General features: G+C 64.6%; 19 protein-coding genes. 18 read left to right on the top strand and 1 reads right to left on the bottom strand.

What is annotated here, in order from left to right:
- Window positions 1-49: 49 nt before the first annotated feature.
- From cheA to cheZ, 7 genes are all read left to right on the top strand, one after another.
- Window positions 50-2,071 carry a chemotaxis protein CheA gene (gene cheA, locus ABDB81_RS24570; RefSeq protein ID WP_346813856.1) on the top strand — a complete coding sequence of 674 codons (2,022 nt, stop codon included), beginning with the start codon at window positions 50-52 and terminating at the stop codon, window positions 2,069-2,071.
- Window positions 2,072-2,095: 24 nt separating this feature from the next.
- On the top strand, window positions 2,096-2,590 hold the full coding sequence (locus ABDB81_RS24575) for a chemotaxis protein CheW (protein ID WP_137925516.1): 495 nt from the start codon (window positions 2,096-2,098) through the stop codon (window positions 2,588-2,590).
- Between the two features lie 68 nt (window positions 2,591-2,658).
- The gene (locus tag ABDB81_RS24580) at window positions 2,659-3,570 is read left to right on the top strand and encodes a CheR family methyltransferase (protein ID WP_137925517.1); all 912 of its coding nucleotides are present in this window, start codon (window positions 2,659-2,661) and stop codon (window positions 3,568-3,570) included.
- Complete coding sequence (gene cheD, locus ABDB81_RS24585; protein WP_346813863.1) at window positions 3,570-4,229, top strand: chemoreceptor glutamine deamidase CheD; 660 nt, start codon at window positions 3,570-3,572, stop codon at window positions 4,227-4,229. Before ABDB81_RS24580 ends, cheD begins: the two co-directional genes overlap by 1 nt.
- Window positions 4,230-4,253: 24 nt before the next feature.
- The gene (locus ABDB81_RS24590) at window positions 4,254-5,327 is read left to right on the top strand and encodes a chemotaxis response regulator protein-glutamate methylesterase (RefSeq protein ID WP_137925518.1); all 1,074 of its coding nucleotides are present in this window, start codon (window positions 4,254-4,256) and stop codon (window positions 5,325-5,327) included.
- 92 nt (window positions 5,328-5,419) lie between these two features.
- Window positions 5,420-5,806 (top strand): chemotaxis response regulator CheY, encoded by a 387-nt coding sequence (cheY, locus tag ABDB81_RS24595; RefSeq protein ID WP_137925519.1) that lies wholly within the window; start codon window positions 5,420-5,422, stop codon window positions 5,804-5,806.
- Window positions 5,807-5,818: 12 nt separating this feature from the next.
- Window positions 5,819-6,454 carry a protein phosphatase CheZ gene (gene cheZ / locus ABDB81_RS24600; RefSeq protein ID WP_137925520.1) on the top strand — a complete coding sequence of 212 codons (636 nt, stop codon included), beginning with the start codon at window positions 5,819-5,821 and terminating at the stop codon, window positions 6,452-6,454.
- Between the two features lie 177 nt (window positions 6,455-6,631).
- Here the strand turns inward: cheZ and ABDB81_RS24605 are convergent, their stop codons facing one another.
- Window positions 6,632-7,582, bottom strand: a complete 951-nt coding sequence (locus ABDB81_RS24605) for an ABC transporter substrate-binding protein (RefSeq protein ID WP_346813857.1) — start codon at window positions 7,580-7,582, stop codon at window positions 6,632-6,634.
- A gap of 145 nt (window positions 7,583-7,727) precedes the next feature.
- On the opposite strand from ABDB81_RS24605, the gene ABDB81_RS24610 reads away from it, so the two are divergent.
- The 11 genes from ABDB81_RS24610 to paoC all read left to right on the top strand — a co-directional run bounded on the left by ABDB81_RS24610 (window position 7,728) and on the right by paoC (window position 21,959).
- Window positions 7,728-8,435, top strand: coding sequence for a YceH family protein (locus tag ABDB81_RS24610; RefSeq protein WP_346813858.1), 708 nt, complete (start codon window positions 7,728-7,730; stop codon window positions 8,433-8,435).
- 97 nt (window positions 8,436-8,532) lie between these two features.
- On the top strand, window positions 8,533-9,651 hold the full coding sequence (locus ABDB81_RS24615; RefSeq protein WP_160474288.1) for a hypothetical protein: 1,119 nt from the start codon (window positions 8,533-8,535) through the stop codon (window positions 9,649-9,651).
- A gap of 315 nt (window positions 9,652-9,966) precedes the next feature.
- Window positions 9,967-11,112, top strand: a complete 1,146-nt coding sequence (flhB, locus tag ABDB81_RS24620; RefSeq protein WP_137928421.1) for a flagellar biosynthesis protein FlhB — start codon at window positions 9,967-9,969, stop codon at window positions 11,110-11,112.
- The gene (flhA, locus tag ABDB81_RS24625; protein WP_137928422.1) at window positions 11,109-13,199 is read left to right on the top strand and encodes a flagellar biosynthesis protein FlhA; all 2,091 of its coding nucleotides are present in this window, start codon (window positions 11,109-11,111) and stop codon (window positions 13,197-13,199) included. Before flhB ends, flhA begins: the two co-directional genes overlap by 4 nt.
- Window positions 13,200-13,209: 10 nt before the next feature.
- On the top strand, window positions 13,210-15,831 hold the full coding sequence (gene flhF / locus ABDB81_RS24630; protein WP_346813859.1) for a flagellar biosynthesis protein FlhF: 2,622 nt from the start codon (window positions 13,210-13,212) through the stop codon (window positions 15,829-15,831).
- Between the two features lie 12 nt (window positions 15,832-15,843).
- On the top strand, window positions 15,844-16,659 hold the full coding sequence (locus ABDB81_RS24635) for a P-loop NTPase (RefSeq protein ID WP_346813860.1): 816 nt from the start codon (window positions 15,844-15,846) through the stop codon (window positions 16,657-16,659).
- Window positions 16,660-16,775: 116 nt separating this feature from the next.
- Entirely contained in the window at window positions 16,776-17,492 is a 717-nt protein-coding gene (locus ABDB81_RS24640) for an RNA polymerase sigma factor FliA (RefSeq protein WP_137928424.1), read from the top strand.
- A gap of 101 nt (window positions 17,493-17,593) precedes the next feature.
- Window positions 17,594-17,971 carry a flagellar protein FlhE gene (locus ABDB81_RS24645; protein WP_237380837.1) on the top strand — a complete coding sequence of 126 codons (378 nt, stop codon included), beginning with the start codon at window positions 17,594-17,596 and terminating at the stop codon, window positions 17,969-17,971.
- A 195-nt stretch (window positions 17,972-18,166) separates the two neighbouring features.
- Window positions 18,167-18,814, top strand: a complete 648-nt coding sequence (gene paoA, locus ABDB81_RS24650) for an aldehyde dehydrogenase iron-sulfur subunit PaoA (protein WP_346813861.1) — start codon at window positions 18,167-18,169, stop codon at window positions 18,812-18,814.
- Window positions 18,811-19,770: a xanthine dehydrogenase family protein subunit M gene (locus tag ABDB81_RS24655; protein WP_137928426.1), complete on the top strand. Its 960-nt coding sequence runs from the start codon at window positions 18,811-18,813 to the stop codon at window positions 19,768-19,770. The genes paoA and ABDB81_RS24655 overlap by 4 nt, the downstream gene beginning before the upstream one ends.
- A complete protein-coding gene (gene paoC / locus ABDB81_RS24660; protein ID WP_346813862.1) occupies window positions 19,767-21,959 on the top strand; it encodes an aldehyde oxidoreductase molybdenum-binding subunit PaoC in 2,193 nt (730 codons plus the stop codon). The genes ABDB81_RS24655 and paoC overlap by 4 nt, the downstream gene beginning before the upstream one ends.
- Window positions 21,960-22,262 lie beyond the last annotated feature (303 nt).

The raw sequence follows: 22,262 nt of genomic DNA on the forward strand, positions 1-22,262 counted from the left end.
CCGGGGAGGGCGGCGCATCTTCCAGAGCAACTAGCGAGTCAGGACGATCATGTCTGTCGATATCGATATCACCCAGTTCTATCAGACCTTCTTCGAGGAGGCGGAAGAGCTGCTCGTTGAAATGGAGCAGCTGCTGCTCGAGGTGGACATCGAGTCCCCCGATGCCGAGGCGCTCAATGCCATCTTCCGGGCAGCGCACTCCATCAAGGGCGGCGCCGCGACGTTCGGCTTCACGGCGCTGACCGAGACCACGCACATCTTCGAGAACCTGCTCGACCGTACGCGTCGGCGGGAACTGGCCCTGACCCGGGTCATCATCGACACCTTTCTGGAAACCAAGGACGTGTTGCAAGACCAGCTCAACGCCTATCGCAACGGCACCGAACCCGATCCGGAAACGTTCAAGCGCATCTGCGCCGTGCTGCAGCAGCTGGCCCAGGAGGCCAATGGCGACGCCGCACCGGCTCCGGGCCCCGCACCCGCCGCAGCCCCGGCACCCGCAGCGGCACCGGCACCGGCAGCCGGCGGTAACCTCAAGGTCCGCCTGATCAAGGTATCGGCGGGTGACCAGGCGCTGATGCGCGAGGAACTGGCCAACCTGGGCGAGATCACCGGACAGGAAGAAGCCGACGGCGACCTGACCATCTGGCTGAACAGCGCCTGCAGCGCCGATGACATCATCGCGGTCTGCTGCTTCGTGATCGACGAGAAACAGATCGTGGTGGAAGCCGTGGCCGCAGGCGAAGCACCTGCCGCACCCGCGCCGGCCCCGGTGGCCGCACCGGCTCCGGTGGCTGCCGCGCCGGCGGCAGCCCCTGCTGCACCGGCTGCCAAGGACAAGGAAAAAGCCAAGCCCGCTGCGGCCGCCGCGCACGCACCGGACTCCGGCTCGATCCGCGTGCCGACCGAGAAGGTGGACCAGATCATCAACCTGGTGGGCGAACTGGTGATCACGCAATCGATGCTGGCACAGACCGCATCGTCGCTGGACCCGGTACTGTTCGACCGCCTGTTCTCCGGCATGGGCCAGCTCGAACGCAATGCGCGCGACCTGCAGGAAGCGGTGATGTCGATCCGCATGATGCCGATGGACTACGTGTTCTCGCGCTTCCCGCGTCTGGTGCGTGACCTGGCCAGCAAGCTGAACAAGCAGATCGATCTGGTCACGTTCGGCAAGGCGACCGAACTCGACAAGAGCCTGATCGAACGCATCATCGATCCGCTGACCCACCTGGTGCGCAACAGCCTGGATCACGGCATCGAAACGCCCGAGAAGCGCGTGGCCGCCGGCAAGGAAGCCACCGGTCAGCTGATCCTGTCCGCGCAGCACGCGGGCGGCAATATCGTGATCGAAGTCAGCGACGACGGCGGTGGCCTGAATCGCGAACGCATCCTGGCCAAGGCCATCCAGAACAACCTGCCGGGCGCGTCGGAAAGCATGACCGACGACGAAGTGTGGCAGCTGATCTTTGCACCGGGCTTCTCCACTGCCGAAGTGGTGACCGACGTGTCGGGCCGTGGCGTGGGCATGGACGTGGTGAAGCGGAACATCCAGGAAATGGGCGGCCACGTGGAAATCGCGTCGCGTCCGGGCCTGGGCACCACCACGCGCATTGTGCTGCCGCTGACGCTGGCGATTCTCGATGGCATGTCGGTGCGCACCGGCGAAGAGACTTTCATCCTGCCGCTGAACTGCGTGATGGAGTCCCTGCAGCCGAAGTCCGAAGACGTGCATACGGCCGCCAACGGCGAGCGTGTGATGAACGTGCGCGGCGAATACCTGCCGCTGCTGGAACTGCACAAGGTCTTCAACGTGGCCAACGCCGTGCAGGAACCCACGCAGGGCATCGCCGTGATCCTGGCCGCCGAAGGCAAGCGCTTTGCGCTGCTGGTAGACCAGTTGATCGGCCAGCACCAGGTGGTGCTGAAGAATCTCGAAACGAACTATCGCAAGGTGCCGTGCATCTCGGCCGCAACGATCCTCGGCGACGGCAGCGTTGCGCTGATCGTGGACGTGGGTGCGTTGCAGCGCACGGGTGTGCGCCGCCAGGACCCGGTAGCCGTTGCGTAACTGAAAGAAGCAAGGAGAACAGACATGGCCGGCATCGGACAGATCGATACCCAGGGCAGCGAAGCCTCTGGTCAGGAGTACCTGGTCTTCACGCTGGGCACCGAGGAATATGGCATCGACATCCTCAAGGTGCAGGAGATCCGCAGCTACGAAACGGTGACGCGCATTGCCAATGCGCCGGACTTCATCAAGGGCGTGACGAACCTGCGCGGCGTGATCGTGCCGATCGTCGACCTGCGTTTGAAGTTCGACCTCGGCAACGTGCGCTATGACCACCAGACCGTGGTGATCATCCTGAACGTGGCGGGCCGCGTGGTTGGCATCGTCGTGGATGGCGTGTCGGACGTGCTGACGCTCACGGGCGACGATATCAAGCCGGCGCCGGAGTTTGGCGTGTCGGTGTCGAACGAGCATCTCACGGGCCTCGGCTCGGTGGAAGGCCGCATGCTGATCCTGATCGACATCGAACGCATGATGACCAGCCCCGAGATGTCGCTGATCGAAGCCGAACTCGCCTGACGCGCGAGCTGGTTCCGTCCCCAAGAATTGAAACTGCCGCGACCCGGCATTCCTGACGATACACACACATGACGCCGCTCCGTTCTTCCTCCAGCCCCACCGGGAAGCCAGGCGCGGCCGTGAGTCCGGCAATGCCGGTGCTGACGCCGCTGCGCGACGACATGCGTGACTTCCTGCTGACCGAGCGCGACTTCGAGAAGGTGCGCCAGCTGATTCACAAGCGTGCGGGCATCTCGCTGGGCGCGCACAAGCGCGAGATGGTGTACAGCCGTCTGGCGCGGCGCCTGCGTTCGCTGCAATTGAGCGATTTCGGCACGTACCTGGAATTGCTGGAAGCCGACGACCGTTCCGACGAATGGGAGTACTTCACCAACGCGCTGACGACCAACCTCACATCGTTCTTCCGTGAGGCACACCACTTTCCGCTGCTGGCCGAGCACGCCAGGAAGATCGGCCGCCCGTACAGCGTGTGGTGCGCGGCGGCATCGACTGGCGAAGAGCCCTACTCGATTGCGATCACGCTGGCCGAAGCGCTGGGCGAACGCGCGGGCACGGTGCTGGCCACCGACATCGACACGCAGGTACTGGCCAAGGCCCGCGCAGGCGTCTATACGACCGAACAGGTGGCGCGGCTTTCGCAAGAGCAGTTGAAGCGCTTCTTCCTGAAGGGCACGGGTGCACGCGCCGGTGCGGTGAAGGTCAAGCCGGACCTGGCATCGACGATTGCGTTCGAGCCGCTGAACCTGCTGGCGCCCGATTGGGGCATCCGCGAGAAGTTCGACGCCATCTTCTGCCGCAACGTGATGATCTATTTCGACAAGCCGACCCAGGGCCGCATCCTGGAGCGGTTTGCGCCGATGCTGAAGCCCCACGGCCTGCTGTTCGCCGGGCACTCGGAGAATTTCTCGTATGTCACGCGCGCGTTCCAGTTGCGCGGACAGACGGTGTACGAACTGTCAGGCAAGGGCGGAGGTGCATGATGCGCGGCACGCCCCAGATGCCCGAGGCCATTGCCACGCGAAAATACTTCGATCGCGAATTCGGCAAGCAGGCCATCAAGCTGTTGCCCAACGAATACTTCGTGACCGGCGATGACGTGGTGCTGACCACGGTGCTGGGATCGTGCGTGTCCGCATGCATCCGCGACGAATACACCGGCGTGGGCGGCATGAACCATTTCATGCTGCCCGACGACGAGAACGCGGGCCCGGATCGCATGCTGTCCGCGTCGATGCGCTACGGCTGCTACGCGCTGGAAGTGCTCATCAATGAATTGCTGAAGATGGGCGCACGCCGCGAACGTCTGGAGGCGAAAGTTTTTGGTGGCGGCGCGGTACTGGCGAACATGACCACCCTCAATATTGGGGACCGGAATGCCGATTTCGTACTGAAGTACCTGCGCACCGAAGAGATTCGCGTGGCCGCACAGGATTTGCGCGGGCCGCATGCGCGCCGCGTCAGCTATTTCCCGAAAACGGGGCTGGCGCTGGTGCGCCGGCTGACGCGTCAGGACGATACGGTAGGCGTGGAACGCGAGGAACGTGCCCTGGCGCGTGCGCTGTCCACCTCCACGAAGGCACCCGCGCGTGGTGCCGTGGAATTGTTTACGCGGCAGGCATCGGCCAAGGCGCCGACCTGAAACCTTAGAGACGTAGAGACAAACATGACTGCCGCGAAGATCAAGGTGCTGTGCGTGGACGATTCCGCGCTGATCCGCAGCCTGATGACGGAGATCATCAACAGCCAGCCCGATATGGAGGTGGTGGGTACTGCCCCCGATCCGCTGGTGGCGCGAGACATGATCAAGCGCCTGAACCCCGACGTGCTGACGCTCGACGTGGAAATGCCGCGCATGGATGGGCTGGATTTCCTGGAACGCCTGATGCGCCTGCGCCCGATGCCGGTGCTGATGGTGTCGTCGCTGACCGAGCGCGGATCGGAAATCACGATGCGCGCGCTGGAGCTGGGTGCCGTCGATTTCGTGACCAAGCCCAAGCTCGGCATTCGCGAAGGGCTGATCGAATACACCGACACCATCGCGGATAAACTGCGCGCGGCGTCGCGTGCCCGCGTGAAGGCCCGCACCGAATCGGCACCGGGCAGCACGCCTGCCGCGCCGATCCTGCGCGCGCCGCTGCTGTCGACGGAAAAGCTGATCATCGTCGGCGCATCGACGGGCGGCACCGAGGCCATCAAGGAATTCCTGATGCCGCTGCCGCCGGATTCGCCCGCGATCATGATCGTGCAGCACATGCCGGCCGGCTTCACGAAGTCGTTCGCGCAACGGCTCAACGGCCTGTGCCGCATCACGGTGAAGGAAGCCGAGCACGGCGAGCGCGTGCTGCCGGGCTATGCGTATATCGCGCCCGGCGATTCGCACCTGCTGCTCACGCGCAGCGGCGCCAACTACGTGGCGCATCTGTCGCAGGAAGCACCGGTCAATCGCCATCGTCCTTCGGTGGATGTGCTGTTCGATTCGGCGGCGATCCACGGCGGCAAGAACGTGACCGGCGTGATCCTGACCGGCATGGGCAAGGATGGCGCGCGCGGCATGCTGCGCATGAAGGAAGCGGGTTCATACAATTTGGCGCAGGACGAGCAGTCCTGCATCGTGTTTGGCATGCCGAAGGAGGCCATCGCCACCGGCGGCGTGCATGAAGTCGTACCCCTGCACCAGATGAGCCAGCGCGTCATGGCGCACCTGGCAACGTTTGGTGCGCGGGCGCAACGCGTGTAGGCCCGGACCGACAAGGCGCCGCGCGCGAAGAGGTCAGATCAGCAACAACAACCGGATGGCACTGTCATCCGCAACCGTATTGGAGCCGTAAAGTGGATAAGAACATCAAGATCCTCGTGGTCGACGACTTTCCGACCATGCGTCGGATTATTCGCAACCTGCTCAAGGAGCTGGGGTTCAACAACGTCGAGGAAGCCGAAGACGGCGCCGCCGGTCTGGAAAAGGCCAAGGACGGCAGCTTCCAGTTCGTGGTGTCGGACTGGAACATGCCGAACATGGACGGCCTGACGATGTTGCAATCGATCCGCGCCACGCCTGGTATCGAAAAGACGCCGGTGCTGATGGTGACGGCCGAAGCCAAGAAGGAAAACATCATCGCCGCCGCACAGGCCGGTGCCAACGGCTATGTCGTGAAGCCCTTCACGGCCGCAACGCTCGACGAAAAGATCACCAAGATCTTCGAGAAGCTGGCTCAATAAGAGGTACGCGATATGTCGACGACTCCGACTTTCAGCCAAGAATCGGCCGATCAGATCATCCATCGCATCGGCAACCTGACGCGCATGCTGCGCGACAACATGCGGGAGCTGGGGCTCGACAAGGAGATCGAGAAGGCCGCGCAGGCCATTCCCGATGCGCGCGACCGCCTCAGCTACATCGCCGCGATGACCGAGCAGGCCGCCGAGCGTTCGCTCACGGCCGTGGAACTGGCGCAACCGCTGCAGGAAGAACTCGAAGCCCGCGCCAACGCGCTCGACAAGCGCTGGGAGGCGTGGTTCGAGAAGCCCGTGGAACTGGGTGACGCGCGCGCGCTGGTGCTCGATACCCGCGAGTTCCTGACCGACGTGCCGGCCAAGACCAAGGCCACGGGCAGCCACCTGCTCGAGATCATGATGGCGCAGGACTTCCAGGATCTGACGGGTCAGGTCATCAAGAAGATGATGGACATGATCCGCGGCCTGGAGCAGGAACTGCTGCAGGTGCTGATCGACAACGTGCCCGCCGATCGCCGCGTGGAAGCTCCGCCCACGCTGATGAACGGCCCGCAGATCAACCCCGAAGGCAAGGCCGACGTGGTGGCGGATCAGTCGCAGGTGGATGATTTGCTGGCGAGCTTGGGGTTCTGAGTTTCGTTGCTCCCCTCGCTGTTTTGGCTCCCCTCTCCCGCATCGCGGGAGAGGGGTTGGGGGAGAGGGCAAAGCGGTTCTGCTTGCCGACAAGTGGCAGATTGCACCGCCAGCCCTCTCCCCCGCCCCTCTCCCAAAGGGAGAGGGGAGCAAACCATGGGAAGCCGTGGTCCTTGGTCAACCCACCACCAACCGCTCGAACGTCCCCGCCACCTCCAGCCTCTGCTTCAGCAACCCCGTCTTCAAGTAAAAGTCCGCCGTCTGCTGCTGCACGGCCACGACTTCCGCGTCGATGGCCTGCCATTGCGTCTTGCGTCGCTCGAACTGCAATCGCGCCGCTTCCGGTGGAATGCCGATGATGCGCGCCAGCGTGGCCGAGAACTCCGGCACATGCTGGTAGGACCACGCCTGCGCACGCGCCACGCGCTGCAGGAAATCGCCCAGCACCGCGCGCTTGCTTGCCAATGCAGATTCCGTCGCCGCCAGATAACTGAGCCCGGACCACAAGCCTCGCCCGCTTACCAGCACGCGCGCATGTCCGCTGGTCTCCGCCATCGCCGTGTACGGTTCCCATGTGGCCCACGCATCCACCGATCCGTTGGTCAGTGCCAGCTTCGCGTCTGCGGGCGGCAGGAAGCGGATGTCGGCGTCCTCGGGTTTCAATCCGGCCGATTCCAGTGCCTTGAGCGTGACAAAGTGTCCGATCGATCCACGATTCGTGCCGATGCGCTTGCCCTTGAGATCGGCGGCGGTCTTGAGCGGCGAATCGGGGCGCACCAGCACCGCCGTGCCATACGGGTCGGACCGGTTCACGCCGATCAGCTTGATCCGAGTCCCGGCAGCCAATGCGAAGATGGCCGGTGCATCGCCGATGGGGCCGCTATCTACCGCGCCCGCATTGAGCGCCTCGGCCAGCGGCGCGGCGGCGGGGAATTCGGTCCACTGGATGTCGTAGGTCACACCCTTCAACGCATCGGCCGCTTCCAGCAGAGCGCGCAATCCGCCTTTCTGGTCACCGGCTTTCAGGACGGGCCGCGTCTGGGCGTGTGCGGCATGCACGGCGGGAACGAGCGCGAGCATCGCGCCGGCATTGACGGTGTTCAGGAAGTGGCGGCGGGAGCGGTTCATGGCGTGGCGGGAAGTGAGTCGAAGCCCTGACCGTACGTGCAACACGGACACCGGCCAACGAATGTTTTCGCAAATCCATATGCCAGGTTGCATCGGCGGAGCGCTTGCGCTTCAATGTGGCACCGCATCCAACCTGCCGCCGACGATGGACCAGACCTCCGCACCCGCTTCCCGCCCCGCCCTTCGCGAACTGACCGCGCTCGAAGGCCGCGTGGTGGCCGTGCTGCTCGAAAAGCAGTTCACCGTGCCCGATACCTACCCGCTGTCGCTCAACGCGCTGGCATCCGGCTGCAACCAGAAGACCGCGCGCTCGCCCGTGATGAGCGTGTCCGAGGACGAGATCCTGACCGCCATCGATGGCTTGAAATCCCTGAGCCTCGTGTTCGAAGGCAGCAGCAGCCGTGTGCCGCGCTTCGAACAGAATCTCGGCAAGGTGCTCGGCGTGCCCAGCCAGTCGGCGGCGCTGCTCTCCACGCTACTGCTGCGCGGCCCGCAAACCGCCGCCGAACTGCGCCTGAACACCGCGCGCCTGCACGCCTTCGCTGATATCTCGTCCGTCGAAGGTTTTCTCGATGAACTCGCCGAACGCACCCCCGCGCTGGTAGTCCGCCTGCCCCGCGCACCGGGCGAGCGCGAACACCGCTGGATGCACCTGCTCTGCGGCGAAGTCAGCATCCCGGAAAGCACGGCCGCCTACCGATCCGGCGCGGAGTCCGCCGCATCCCCTTCGGAACTGGAAGCCCTGCGCATCAGCCACCGCGCGCTCGAAGACAAGGTGGCAAAACTGCAGGCGCTGGTGGTGGAGATGGCCGGTCAGTTGGGAATCGAGGTGGAGGCGGGGCGGCTGGAGTGAGACGAATCTGAAAGGGACCTGTTGCACGACCTGGCGCAGTACATCGGGCGGAGTGCATTGCTAGTCTTCCTGCATGTTCATGGTCAGGGAGTTTGCAATGGGATTCAGAAATCCGGGGGCCGCTGTTGCCGTGTCACGCATTGACCCGGCGCTGCTGCAGCTGGTCGACGTGGCCAGGGAGTCGCTGGAAGCGACGCAGAGGCGTCAGCGGGCCCGCAAGGCAAGCACGCTGATCCAGGGCTGGAAAGATGAAGGTATCTACCCCTTTGGTGGTCTGGCAGCCGATCCGCTCGAAGCCGCGCGGCGCGATATGTTCGATATCTGCGCGCTGGGTATCGACGAATGCCTGGAGGTGTTCCGGACGGGGACCGTGCATGATCGACGTTTCACCCTGGCGATGCTCAAGGCGACGCTTGAAGCGGGCGCTGGCCCCTTGAAGCAGGTGCTTGCCGAAGTTTTCAACCTGCCCGCCGCCAGGACCAGCGAGCTGCTCGGGCTGATGCAGTTGACCTCGTTGTCCTCGATGATCGAATGCAGCCGGTTGGTGACAGACCGGCTTCACTTCCTGACCGGCCTGGAGTCGATGCTGTTCGACATCGGTAACAAGCGCGGCTTCCGCGAGCGCGGACAGTTGCATCGCCTGATTGAAAACGAGACGTGGATCTTCGGTGAAGAATTCCGGCTGACGAGCAGCGGGGAGAGCCTGAACACGGTGTTGCGCAAGCATGTCCACAAGCTCGACATGGGCAAGGGGTGGCTTCAGCAAGCGGTGCTCCGCGACGACGGCAAACGCGGTTTCATCGACTTTGTGCTGGGGCGCGAATTGCCAGCCCCGGGCCTGCAGCGGGAATTTCTCGTTGTGGAATTGAAGCGTCCGATGAAAAAGGTCGACATGGAGGCGAAAGGGCAGATCGAACGCTACGCGATGGCCGTGGCGTCGGACGAGCGGTTCGACAAGGCCAATACACGATGGACGTTCATCGCGCTGTCGAACGAGATGACGCCGGAAGCGACCCGAATGGTGCAGTACATGCAAGGCGCCTTCGGCTGTACCTATCAGGACGCCACGCTGCGCATCGGCCTCTGTTCCTGGAGCGGCGTGCTCAATATGGCGCGGGTCCGGATGGAGGCGCTTCGGTCCAAGTTGAACTGCACTGTTTCCAGCGATCAAGGAATGGCGTGGCTGCGGCAGCGCTATGCCGACTACCTTTCATGATCCGGATGCCCGGAATGATCGCGACAACCGGGGGGGAGGGCGGGAAAACCCTCCCTGTTCCCCCGAAGGCGACGCCCAAAACGTGACAACATGCCGTCATTCCGGTGCCGATACGGGCCATTAGTGGCCATATTCGTCACAAATTAAGGGCGGCGGCTCTAAAGAACGCACCCCTCGGGCCGTTATTTTCGCTGCCCCCTTCATTCCCGAAACAGGCACCTGTTTCCCCGCCTTTTCCTCCCAATGCTTTCCCTGCCCGGATTTGATAATCCTCGGTGACGAAGTGCCGCCCGCGCGCTTCGTATTGGAGCCTGCATGTCCGAGGAAAGCGATCTCGAGAAAACCGAACCCGCCTCACCCCGGCGCCTTGAAAAGGCGCGCGAGGAGGGGCAGGTGGTGCGTTCGCGCGAGCTCGGCACGTTCGTGATGCTGATGACGGGCGTCATCGGGCTCTGGACCCTGGGCGGCACGCTGGGCCGCAAGCTTAACGCCGTGATGCAGACGAGCCTGGCGTTCGAGCCGGCCACGGCGTTCGATACCAACCGGATGCTGTCGCAGTTCGGCATCGCCATTTTCGATGCGCTGCTGGCTTTCATGCCGCTGCTGCTGATGTTTGGCGTGGCCGCGCTGGTGGCGCCGATGGCGCTGGGCGGATGGATCTTCTCCACCAAGTCGTTCATGCCCGATTTCAAACGGCTCAACCCCCTGTCCGGGCTGGGCCGCCTGTTCTCGATGCATTCGCTGGTGGAACTCGCCAAGGCCATCGCCAAGTCCCTGCTGGTCGGTGGCGTCGGTGGCTGGATGGTCTGGCGCAAGCTGCCGGAAGCCATCGCGCTGATGAACGCGCCGGTCGAGGAAGCCATGCTGCACACGATGGAACTCGTGCTGTATGTGTGCGGCATCGTGGCCGGTTCCCTGCTGCTGGTGGTGGCGCTGGATGTGCCCTGGCAGCTATGGGAGTACTACAAGAAGCTCCGCATGACCAAGGAAGAGGTCAAGCAGGAGATGAAGGAAACCGATGGCGATCCGCACGTCAAGGCCCGTATCCGCCAGCAGCAGCGGGCCATGGCGCGTCGCCGGATGATGACCGAGGTGCCGAAGGCGGACGTGGTGGTGACCAACCCCACCCACTTCGCCGTGGCACTGCGCTACGACGAAAAGGCGCGCTGGAATGCGCCGCGCGTCGTGGCAAAGGGCACTGACGAGGTGGCCGCCCGCATTCGCGAGCTGGCCGCCGAGCATCGCGTGCCGGTGTTGTCTGCTCCGCCGCTGGCGCGGGCGCTGCACCGTCACGTGGAACTGGGCCATGAAATCCCGGCGGGACTGTATACCGCCGTGGCTGAAATCCTGGCCTGGGTGTTTCAACTGAAGAACTGGCACTACAGCTATGGTCCGCAGCCCGACGCACCGTCGGATCTGGCTGTGCCCGATGAACTCGCCGTACCGGAAAGCCGCGCATGAACGCACTGACCAATCTTTTCAACCTGCCCGCGTTGATGCGCGGCGGCACCCAGATGAAGGCGATGGCAGGTCCGCTGCTGATCGTCATGATCCTCGGCATGATGATCCTGCCGCTGCCGCCGTTCATCCTGGACCTGCTGTTCACGTTCAACATCGCACTGGCCATCATGGTGCTGCTGGTGGGCATGTACACGCAGCGCCCGCTGGACTTTGCCGCGTTCCCGGCCGTGCTGCTGTTTTCCACGCTGCTGCGCCTGTCTCTGAACGTCGCATCCACGCGCGTGGTGCTGCTCGAAGGCCATACCGGTCCCGACGCCGCCGGCAAGGTGATCGAGGCGTTCGGCCACTTCCTGGTGGGCGGCAACTTCGCGGTCGGTATCGTGGTGTTCGCCATCCTGGTGGTGATCAACTTCATGGTGATTACCAAGGGTGCGGGGCGTATCGCGGAAGTTGGCGCGCGCTTCATGCTCGATGCCATGCCCGGCAAGCAGATGGCCATCGACGCCGACCTGAACGCCGGCCTGATCAATGAAGAAGGCGCGCGCAAGCGCCGTGCCGAAGTGGCGCAGGAATCGGACTTCTACGGTGCGATGGACGGTGCGTCGAAGTTCGTGCGCGGCGACGCCATCGCCGGCCTGCTGATCATGTTCATCAACGTGGCTGCCGGCATGGTGGTCGGCATGGTGCAGCACGACCTGGACTTCGGCACCGCCGTTCACAACTACACGCTGCTGACAATCGGTGATGGCCTTGTGGCACAGATCCCGGCACTGGTGATTTCCACGGCAGCCGGTGTGATCGTGTCGCGTGTGTCGAACGAGCAGGACGTGGGCCAGCAGCTAACGGGGCAGCTGTTCTCGAATCCGCGCGTGATGTACATCACCGCCGCGATCATCGGCCTGATGGGCCTGATCCCCGGCATGCCGCACTTCGCCTTCCTGGCACTGGCCGGCGGCCTGATCTGGCTGGGCCGCCATATGACCAAGCGCGAGGTCAAGGCTACGGAAACCAAGGCGAAGGAAGAGCGCAAGCCCGCCGTCGCAGCCGAAGCCGCGGAAGCCACGTGGGAAGACGTCACGATGGTGGACCCGCTCGGCATGGAAGTGGGCTACCGGCTGATCACGCTGGTGGATCGCGGGCAGAACGGCGAACTGCTGGGCCGTATCAAGAGCATCCGCAAGAAGATCGCACAGGACATCGGCTTCCTGGTGCCGGTGGTACACATTCGCGACAACCTCGAACTGAAGCCCAACGCCTACCGCATCACGCTCAAGGGCGTGGAAGTGGGCAGCGGCGAAGCGAATCCCGGCCAATGGATGGCGATCAATCCCGGTCAGGTCAGCGGCACGCTGCAAGGCGCGGCCACGCGCGATCCGGCGTTCGGCCTGCCGGCTGTGTGGATCGATGCCAACCTCAAGGAACAGGCGCAGGCATACGGCTACACGGTGGTGGATGCCAGCACCGTGGTGGCCACGCACCTGAATCACGTGATCCAGATGCACGCGTCGGAACTGCTGGGCCGTCAGGAAGTGCAATCGCTGCTGGACCGCATCGGCAAGGAAGCCCCGAAGCTGACCGAAGACCTGGTGCCGAAGACGATCTCGCTCACGGGCTTGCAGAAGGTGTTGCAGAACCTGCTGGACGAAGGCGTGGCGATCCGCGACATGCGCACCATCCTCGACGTGGTGGCCGAGCATGCACCGAAGGTCAGCGATCCATCCGAACTCACTACGCTCGTGCGCGTGGCACTGGGCCGTGCGATCACGCAGCAACTGTTCCCGAACAACGCGGACATGCAGGTCATCGGCCTGGATGCCGGGCTGGAGCGCGTGCTGACGCAGGCCATGACCAACGGCGGCGGCATCGAGCCGGGTCTGGCCGATGCGCTGCTGCAGCAGGCACAGGGCGCCGTGGTGCGCCAGGAACAGATGGGCTTCGATCCGGTGCTGCTGGTGCCGGCGCCGCTGCGGCCGCTGATGGCGCGCTTCCTGCGCCGCACGCTGCCGCAACTGAAGGTGTTGTCGCACGCCGAAGTACCGGACAACCGCAATATCCGTATCACCGCCATGATCGGCGGTGCAGCGTAAGGACTGAATCATGAGCGTGGCAAAGTTTGTGGCGGCCAATGGCCGCGAGGCGATGCGCAAGGTACGTGAGGCCATGGGCCCCGACGCCGTGGTGCTGTCGAACCGCAGCATCGAAGGCGGCGTGGAAATCGTGGCGATGCGCGATACCGACCTCGGCGCCGTCAGCGCCAGCGCGCAGATGTACGAGCCTGCCGTGCCTGCCATCGCCACTGCGCCCTCGAAACTGCAGGTGCTGCAGGCACTGCACGACGACCATGAGCCAGCCGTGCCCGGTTACGCACCGCTCGGCCTGCTGAATGCACCGTCGATGTCGCCGCTGCCTTCCCTGGCACCTGCAGCTTCGTCGATCACGCCGTCGCATCACGCGTTTGCCGCTACCGCTCCCACTGCCGCGCCCGAAGGTGCCGCGCTGGGCGACCTGCGTGGCGAACTCGCCTCGATGCGCTCGATGCTCGAACGCCAGTTTGCCGGCCTGGCACACCCCAGCGCACCGGGCGTGGCCGCTGGCGATCCGCTGCGCGAGTCGCTGTTCGAATGGCTGATCAATGCAGGGTTTTCGGGCCAACTGTCGCGCACGCTGCTGGCACGCCTGCCGGTCGGTACGGATCGTCCTGCCGCGATGGCGTGGATTCGCGCGGAAATCGCCAGCAAGGTGCCCGTCCTCGAAAACGAGGATGCACTGTTCTCGCAAGGCGGCGTACTGGCCCTGATCGGTCCGACCGGTGTGGGCAAGACCACCACCACCGCCAAGCTGGCCGCGCGCTTTGTGCTGCGCAACGGCCCGCAAAGCCTGGCGCTGCTGACGACTGACCGTTTCCGTATCGGCGCACACGAACAACTGCGCATCTATGGCGACATCCTTGGTGTGCCGGTTCACGCGGTGAAGGACGCAGCAGACCTGCGCTTCGCGCTGTCGGCGATGAAGGACAAGCACCTCGTCATCATCGACACCGTGGGCATGAGCCAGCGCGACCGCAGCCTGTCCGATCAGATCGCGATGCTGGCTGGCGTGCAGACGCCGATGCAACGCGTGCTGCTGCTCAATGGCGCCGCGCATGGCGACACGCTCAACGAAGTGGTTCACGCCTATCGCAACGATGGCGCCGGGGCTGCCGGTGGTATCGATGGCTGCATCATCAGCAAGCTCGATGAAGCCACGCACCTCGGCTCCGTACTCGACGTGGTGATCCGTCACCGCCTGCCGGTGTACTACGCCTCGACGGGTCAGCGCGTGCCCGAACATCTGGAACTGGCACAGGCCGACGCACTCGTGGAGCGCGCCTTCCTGACGCCACGCCGTGGCTCGCTGTTCAATGACGCCGATGTGGCGCGCCGTCAGGCCGCCAACGCAGAAGCCGCAGCCGCGCCGCGCCAGCCGGAACGCAGCGGTGCGGACGACATGCTGCGTTCGCTGACCGACAGCGCCAGTGCCGTAGGCGTCTGCGTGGAAGAACTGAACGCCGAACGCTATGGCTTCGAGCTGGCCCGCCAGCTCTGGCAGCAACGCACGGCAGGTGCCACGGCACTGCGTCCGATGGCCCAGCAGGTTCGACTGACGATGTGCCGCGAGGCGAGCCGCGCCTGCGACAAGTATGTGCTGGCCGTCACGCACAACGCCGCGCACGCCGTGGAAGGCCGCCGCGCCCCGCAGATGATGCAGCACACGCTGTGGCTCGCGGATCGCGATGGCCTGCCGCTCGCCAGCACCGTTGTGCCGGCCACGCGCGCACGTCAGTCGATCGCCGAAGCAGAAGCCGATGCGGATGCCGCTACCGTGCGCAGCACGCTGGCCGCTGCACGCACCATCGTCAATCTGGTGTCGTCGCTGCCCACGCCCGCCACGCTGGCGCGCTGGCAGCAACTGGGCGAGCGCTGGGTCGCCGGCACGCGCAAGACCACGCGCGTGATTGCCGATGGCCAGGCCAACAAGCTCGATACGATCGCCGACACGCTGACGTTCCATGCGATTGGCGATGTGGAGTTTCGTGAGCGCGATGCGGTGCATTGGCTGGCGCATGGCCTCGTCCGTATTCCGGACGGGCAGGTCCGTACCGCGGCACGCCAGCGCGGCGCGGGTGGCGAGGTCGGCAGCGAGGCATGCCTCGTGGTGTCGCGCCTGGTGGATCGCCAAAGCGGCGAGATGCTGTCCGTCGATTACCTGCTTTGCGATCCTGCACTGGCCGATGTGGCCGCGCAGGTCGCACGCTGGTCGCAATGGACGCTGGCTGCCGAAGAACAATTCCGCACGCTGCGCCACGCGATGGAACATTTCGCACAACCGGGCGATGACGATGCCGCGCTGTGCAACAGCATGGCCTCGCTGCAACTGGGCCTGACCACGCTGCGCCTGCAGCATTCGCCCACGCAGACCGCGCCCGCGTTCCTGTCGCGCCTCGCGGGCCGTGCCTCGGCACGCGTGAATGCGCCGGTGGCGGGCACCGTACTGAACGAAGGCATGGGCCGCCTGCTGGCGCTGCTCGACGTGCTTGAAAACTATCCGGGCCGCAACACCGCCTCGCCTTCGATCGTGGAAGCGGAGAAGGTGGAAGAGCCGGCCGAGGCTGCCATGTACGCGATGCGTGCGATGCAGTCCACCGAAGCCATGCCGCAGTTTGCGGCCGCAGGGGAGTAAGACTTGAATCCGATGGCTTCCGATCAGGCAGAAAGTCTGCGCCGGCTGCTGGCTCCCCGCGTCACGCGGCGGATTGCCGTAGTCGGTGCCGAACCCGGCGCCGGTACGACCACCGTGGCGTTGGGATTGGCTAACGCGTTGTCGATGCAGGGCGAACGCGTGCTGCTGGTCGATGAAGACACGTTCGGCGCACGCGCCACGCGGCTCGCGGGTGCATCGCCCACGGCCACCCTGGGTGACGTGATGGCAGGCCGCACGACGCTGGCCTCGGCCATCGGCACGCGCGCCGCCACGGGCATTGCCGTGCTGCCGGCCGGCGCGTTGCCGTCGGGCACGCGGCTCGATGACGCCGCAATGTCCGCGCAATGGCCCGACATGCGCACCGTGATCGTCGATGCACGCCGCGATGGCACGGGCGCGCTGTCACCGCTGGCTGCAGTTGCGCACAACGTGGTAATCGTGATGCGGCCCGAGGCCAATTCGATCACCGCCGCGTATGCCTGCATCAAGCGGCTGCACCATGAATATGCATGCCGTCAGTTCCAGCTCGTCGTGAATCTTGCGGCGGCGGAAGGGACGGTCGTGGCCCTCGCGCGCAACCTGGCCCGTACGGCGAGCCAGTACCTGGGCGTGGAGGCCAGCCTGGCAGGGTATCTGCCGATGGATCCGCTGGTAGCGCGTGCGCTCCAGCTTGGACGGTGCGTGGTGGAGGCGTACCCCGCCGCTGCGGCCACCGGTGCGTTGCGGCACATCGCCGGTGGTACCGGCGCATGGCCGCTGCGCCACGAATCATCGCCCCAGGGCATGGCTTCGGCCGTGCCCGCGTGACACGCCAAGAACAAGAAGTCCCGACAAGACCCGAAACCGAAACTCAGCCAGCCAGTGGCCGCCATCGTCTCCGACGGCCCCGGCACACACAGACAGCATTTACCGAGAGTTCCACCATGTACACGATTCAGGGAAAGCTCGAGCAGGCGGACGTGGTCAAGTCACACGCGCCACTGGTGCGGCGCATCGCGCTGCAACTGGCGGCCAAACTGCCCGCCAGCGTACAGATCGACGACCTGATCCAGGCCGGCATGATCGGCCTGCTCGACGCCGCCAAGCGCTATGAAGACAACCACGGTGCGCGGTTCGAGACTTATGCCAGCCAGCGTATTCGCGGCGCCATGCTCGACGAGGTGCGCGCCAACGACTGGCAGTCGCGCAGCCTGCGGCAGTTCACGCGCAAGATCGAACGCACGCAGCGCCAGCTCGAACAGAAGCTCGGCCGCACACCGATCGATTCGGAAGTGGCCGCCGAGCTGGAGATGGCGCTCGACGAATACCAGGAGCTGCTCAACGAGGTCTATGGCTGCCAGTTGCTGCACTACGAGGATTTCGAGCGCTCGGGAGAAGAAGATTTCCTGGATCGCCACCTCGGCGTGACCGATGACGGTAACCCGCTCACCGTGCTGATGGAGTCCGGCATGCGCGATGCGCTGATCCGCGCCATCGACAAGCTGCCCGAACGGGAGAAGCTGGTGCTGTCGCTGTGCTACGACCAGGAGCTGAACCTGCGCGAGATCGGCGCGGTGCTGGAGGTCACGGAATCGCGCGTGTGCCAGATCCGCAGCCAGGCCATCACGCGCCTGCGCAATCAACTGCGCGGCATGCTGTGATGCGCAGCGCCATGGTCAACCCCTGCATCGCTGCCGCGCTCTGCGCGGGCTTCGCACTGGCGGCTGCGCGCAGCGATGCGCAGACCGTGGCGCCGGTGTTCATGAAGGCCACGTACGAGCTTGCCGGATCGCGCTACGCGTGGACTGCCTCGGTGCAGGCGCCCCAGATCACGAATCGGGGCCAGCGCACGTTGTCGTCGCCCGTGATGCCGGTGGCCACCATGCCGCAGGCATCGGGACAGATCACGTCCGTGCGCTGGCGCTACAGTTTCACGCGCGTGCCGCCGGTCGACATGCAAGCCTACCTGTGCAACGCAGATCGATGCGTGCTGTTGCCGGGCGCCGAAGGCAAGACCGACGCCTTTGTGGGCGACAACGCCACCAAGGGTTTTGTCTTCGCGTATCGCGTGCCGGGTCAGGGCAGCCTTGCCCCGATGCTGCAGGGCCGCAGCAACGAAGTGACCGTCAGCTATCGCTGACTGTCAGCACTGCGCGCTCGATGGCACGTTTCGTGCGCCTTTCCGGCCACGCAACGTGCAGAGTGCGCGACACAGAACCCCGCAATCCCCTTCCTGTGTGACCCCGGCTACACGGCGAACATGATCGCCGTGTAATTCCTACGCGCAAGTCTCGCCACGTTGCTCCCTCAGCCCATGAGCCTGAAAGGATCGACGATGGAAGAATTTAGCGACATCAAACTTTCGCGGCGCGAGTTCGTGATGGTCGGCGCGGCCTCGGTCTCGGCGGTTGCCGTACCGGCTGGCGCGGCCACGCCTTCCACACAGCGTACTCCGGCGTCGATGACGCCCGTGGCGGCGAGCGTTTCATTCGTGGTCAACGGGCAGCCTCGCTCGCTGCAACTCGACACGCGCACTACGCTGCTCGATGCCCTGCGCGAACATCTGCATCTCACGGGCACGAAGAAGGGCTGCGACCACGGACAGTGCGGCGCCTGCACGGTGATCGTCGATGGGCGGCGCATCAATGCCTGTCTGACGCTGGCCGTGATGCACGAAGGTGCGAAGGTGACGACCGTGGAGGGACTCGGCACGCCCACGCGCATGCATCCGATGCAGGTGGCCTTCGTGAAGCACGACGGCTATCAATGCGGCTATTGCACGCCAGGACAGATCTGCTCGGCCGTAGCCGTGCTCGATGAAATCCGCGCAGGCATTCCGAGTCATGTCAGTCCCGATCTCAACGCGCGGCCGCATGCATCGCCAGGCGAGATCCGCGAGCGGATGAGCGGCAATATCTGCCGCTGCGGCGCCTACTCCAATATCCTCGAAGCGATCACCGAAGTTGCAGGGAGCCAGTCATGAACCCCTTCACCTACGCGCGTGCGCATTCCCCCGCCGAGGCTGCGGCGGCAGCCATGCAATCGCCCGGTGCGCGCTTCATCGCGGGCGGCACCAATCTGCTGGACCTGATGAAACTCGGCATCGAGACGCCGACGCACCTGATCGACGTGAACGGTCTCGCGCTCGACAAGATCGAAGCGACGCCGCAAGGTGGATTGCGTATCGGCGCACTGGTGCGCAACACCGATCTGGCTGCCGATGCGCGGGTGCGACGCGACTACGGTGTGCTGTCGCGCGCGTTGCTCGCGGGGGCTTCGGGCCAGTTGCGCAACCGCGCCACCACGGCGGGCAATCTGCTGCAGCGCACGCGGTGCCCCTATTTCTACGATACCAACCAGCAGTGCAACAAACGCAATCCGGGCAGCGGATGCGCGGCGATTGGTGGCATCAGCCGCCAGCATGCAGTCATCGGCAGCAGCACGGCGTGCATTGCCACGCATCCCAGCGACATGGCCGTGGCGATGCGTGTGCTCGACGCGAGCGTGGAGACGGTGCAGCCCAACGGCGCACGCCGCGTGATTCCGATTGCGGACTTCCACAAGTTGCCGGGCAATACACCTCATATCGAAACGGTGCTGGAGCGCGGCGAACTGATTACCGCCGTCACGCTGCCGGCCCCGCTGGGCGGCACGCATGTCTATCGCAAGGTGCGGGATCGCGCATCGTATGCGTTTGCCCTGATCTCCGTGGCAGCCATCGTGCAGCGAGACGGCACGGGGCGCGTGGCGCTGGGCGGTGTGGCACACAAACCGTGGCGCGTGGAAGCCGCCGATGCGGAGATGGCGCACGGACCCACTGCGGTCACGCAACGATTGCTCGATGGCGCCACACCGACAACCGATAACGAGTTCAAGCTGCAGCTCGTGCGCCGCACGCTGGCTGCGGTGATGATGCAAGAGAAAGGAGCGAAGTCATGAAGTTCGACACTCCTGCTACCACCAATCCGATCGACCAGTTGCGTGTGGTCGGCCATCCCACCGACCGCATCGATGGCGCGCGCAAGACCACAGGCACCGCGCCGTATGCGTACGAACGTCACGACGTGGTGCCGAATCAGGCGTACGGCTACGTGCTCGGCGCAGGCATCGCCAAGGGCCGCATCGCATCGATGCAACTTGATGCCGCGCGTCGCGCACCGGGCGTGCTCGCCATCGTGACAGCCGCCAATGCGGGCAAGCTGGGCAAGGGCGAGCGCAATGCGGCGAAGCTGCTGGGCGGTCCCGAAATCCAGCATTATCACCAGGCGATTGCACTGGTGGTGGCGGAGACATTCGAACAGGCCCGCGCGGCGGCCATGATGATTCGGGTGTCATACACGAAAGAATCCGGCAGCTACGATCTGGCTCACGCCTGCTGCTACGCCAAGCCGCCGTCGAAGGATCAGGAACCCGATACCGCCGTAGGTGATTTCGCAGGAGCCTTTGGCGCAGCGCCCGTGCAACTCGATGCGAAGTACACCACGCCGGACCAGTCGCACGCGATGATGGAGCCGCATGCGTCGATTGCCGCGTGGAATGGCAACCGGCTCACGCTGTGGACATCGAACCAGATGATCGGGTGGGCGCACAAGGATCTGGCTGAAACGCTGCGGGTGCCGAAGGAGAATGTGCAGGTCATCTCGCCGTTTATCGGCGGTGGCTTCGGCGGGAAACTGTTCGTGCGCGCGGAGGCGTTGCTGGCGGCGCTGGGTGCGCGCGCCGCGCGTCGTCCCGTGAAGGTGGCGCTGACGCGTCCGGTGATGGGCAACAACACCACGCACCGTCCGGCCACGATCCAGCGCATTCGCATCGGCGCCACGCGCGACGGCAAGATCACGGCCATCGGCCATGAAAGCTGGTCCGGCAACCTGGAGGGCGGCGATCCGGAAACGGCGGTCATGCAGACGCGTTTGCTGTATGCGGGCGCCAACCGCATGACCGCGATGCGGCTTGCCACACTCGATCTGCCCGAAGGCAACGCGATGCGTGCACCAGGCGAGGCACCGGGCATGATGGCGTTGGAAATCGCCATCGACGAAATGGCCGAGAAGCTTGGCATGGACCCTGTGCAGTTCCGTATCGTCAACGACACGCAGGTCGATCCCGAGAAGCCAGAGCGTCCGTTTTCGCAGCGTCGTTTTGTGGAATGCATGCAGCAGGGCGCCGAGCGCTTTGGATGGAATCGTCGCAACCCGAAACCAGGGTCGATGCGTGAAGGACGATGGATGATCGGCATGGGGGTGGCATCGGCATTCCGCAACAACCTGGTGATGAAATCCGCCGCGCGTGTGCGTATCGATCAGGGTGGTGCGGTGGTGGTGGAAACCGACATGACCGATATCGGCACGGGCACGTACACGATCATCGCGCAGACCGCTGCGGAAATGATGGGCGTGCCGCTTGAACAGGTGGTGGTGCGGCTCGGCGATTCATCGTTTCCGATATCGGCGGGGTCGGGTGGACAGTGGGGCGCCAACAGTTCGACCGCAGGCGTCTACGCAGCGTGCGACAAGCTGCGCCAGACGTTGGCACGGCGCGCAGGGTTCAACACCAATGACGTGACGTTCGAAGGTGGCCAGATCCGTGCAGGTGGCCGTAGCGTGCCGCTCGCGCAGTTCGCGGGTGTGTCCGCCGAAGACGCGATCGAGTTCGGCGACCTCGACAAGAAATATCAGCAATCCACCTTTGGCAGCCATTTCGTGGAGGTGGCCGTGGATATGGCCACAGCAGAGATCCGCGTGCAACGCATGCTGGCGGTCTGTGCGGCGGGGCGAATCCTCAATCCGAAATCCGCGCGCAGTCAGGTGATCGGCGCGATGACGATGGGCGTGGGCGCTGCATTGATGGAGGAACTTGCCGTGGACACGCGGCTTGGCTTCTTCGTCAATCATGACCTGGCGGGCTACGAAGTGCCTGTGCACGCCGATATTCCGCATCAGGAGGTGATTTTCCTGGATGAAACCGATCCGATCTCGTCGCCGATGAAAGCGAAGGGCGTGGGCGAGTTGGGTATCTGCGGCGTGGCTGCAGCAGTGGCGAACGCGGTGTACCACGCGACGGGTGTGAGGGTGCGGGATTATCCGGTGACGCTGGATAAGTTGCTGGCGGGGATGCCGGTGGTGGCCTAAACGCGACCGCTCCGCGAAGGTTTGCTCCCCTCTCCCGCAAGCGGGAGAGGGGCGGGGGAGAGGGCAGGCGGTGCAAACCGCGACGTGGTCGGCAAGCAGAGCCTCCGGCCCTCTCCCCCAACCCCTCTCCCACTTTGTGGGAGAGGGGAGCCAAAACCGGAGGAGAGGCCGCGTCAACGCCCCAACCGCTCCAACAACCCCTTCAACACTCCCTGTTCCTCCGCCGACAACCCTGCAGCAATCCGCGCGTCATGCGCACAAACTGCTGCGGTCACGTCCTCCAGCGTCTGCCTTCCTGCGTCA

The sequence above is a fragment of the Cupriavidus sp. DL-D2 genome (genome assembly GCF_039710735.1).
Lineage (GTDB): Bacteria > Pseudomonadota > Gammaproteobacteria > Burkholderiales > Burkholderiaceae > Cupriavidus.

Excerpts from the sequence above, each read along its gene's own strand:
- cheA (WP_346813856.1), top strand. The coding sequence starts at position 50 with ATGTCTGTCGATATCGATATCACCCAGTTCTATCAGACCTTCTTCGAG.
- ABDB81_RS24575 (WP_137925516.1), top strand. The coding sequence starts at position 2,096 with ATGGCCGGCATCGGACAGATCGATACCCAGGGCAGCGAAGCCTCTGGT.
- ABDB81_RS24580 (WP_137925517.1), top strand. The coding sequence starts at position 2,659 with ATGACGCCGCTCCGTTCTTCCTCCAGCCCCACCGGGAAGCCAGGCGCG.
- cheD (WP_346813863.1), top strand. The coding sequence starts at position 3,570 with ATGCGCGGCACGCCCCAGATGCCCGAGGCCATTGCCACGCGAAAATAC.
- ABDB81_RS24590 (WP_137925518.1), top strand. The coding sequence starts at position 4,254 with ATGACTGCCGCGAAGATCAAGGTGCTGTGCGTGGACGATTCCGCGCTG.
- cheZ (WP_137925520.1), top strand. The coding sequence starts at position 5,819 with ATGTCGACGACTCCGACTTTCAGCCAAGAATCGGCCGATCAGATCATC.
- ABDB81_RS24605 (WP_346813857.1), bottom strand. The coding sequence starts at position 7,582 with ATGAACCGCTCCCGCCGCCACTTCCTGAACACCGTCAATGCCGGCGCG.
- ABDB81_RS24610 (WP_346813858.1), top strand. The coding sequence starts at position 7,728 with ATGGACCAGACCTCCGCACCCGCTTCCCGCCCCGCCCTTCGCGAACTG.
- ABDB81_RS24615 (WP_160474288.1), top strand. The coding sequence starts at position 8,533 with ATGGGATTCAGAAATCCGGGGGCCGCTGTTGCCGTGTCACGCATTGAC.
- flhB (WP_137928421.1), top strand. The coding sequence starts at position 9,967 with ATGTCCGAGGAAAGCGATCTCGAGAAAACCGAACCCGCCTCACCCCGG.
- flhA (WP_137928422.1), top strand. The coding sequence starts at position 11,109 with ATGAACGCACTGACCAATCTTTTCAACCTGCCCGCGTTGATGCGCGGC.
- flhF (WP_346813859.1), top strand. The coding sequence starts at position 13,210 with ATGAGCGTGGCAAAGTTTGTGGCGGCCAATGGCCGCGAGGCGATGCGC.
- ABDB81_RS24635 (WP_346813860.1), top strand. The coding sequence starts at position 15,844 with ATGGCTTCCGATCAGGCAGAAAGTCTGCGCCGGCTGCTGGCTCCCCGC.
- ABDB81_RS24640 (WP_137928424.1), top strand. The coding sequence starts at position 16,776 with ATGTACACGATTCAGGGAAAGCTCGAGCAGGCGGACGTGGTCAAGTCA.
- ABDB81_RS24645 (WP_237380837.1), top strand. The coding sequence starts at position 17,594 with ATGAAGGCCACGTACGAGCTTGCCGGATCGCGCTACGCGTGGACTGCC.
- paoA (WP_346813861.1), top strand. The coding sequence starts at position 18,167 with ATGGAAGAATTTAGCGACATCAAACTTTCGCGGCGCGAGTTCGTGATG.
- ABDB81_RS24655 (WP_137928426.1), top strand. The coding sequence starts at position 18,811 with ATGAACCCCTTCACCTACGCGCGTGCGCATTCCCCCGCCGAGGCTGCG.
- paoC (WP_346813862.1), top strand. The coding sequence starts at position 19,767 with ATGAAGTTCGACACTCCTGCTACCACCAATCCGATCGACCAGTTGCGT.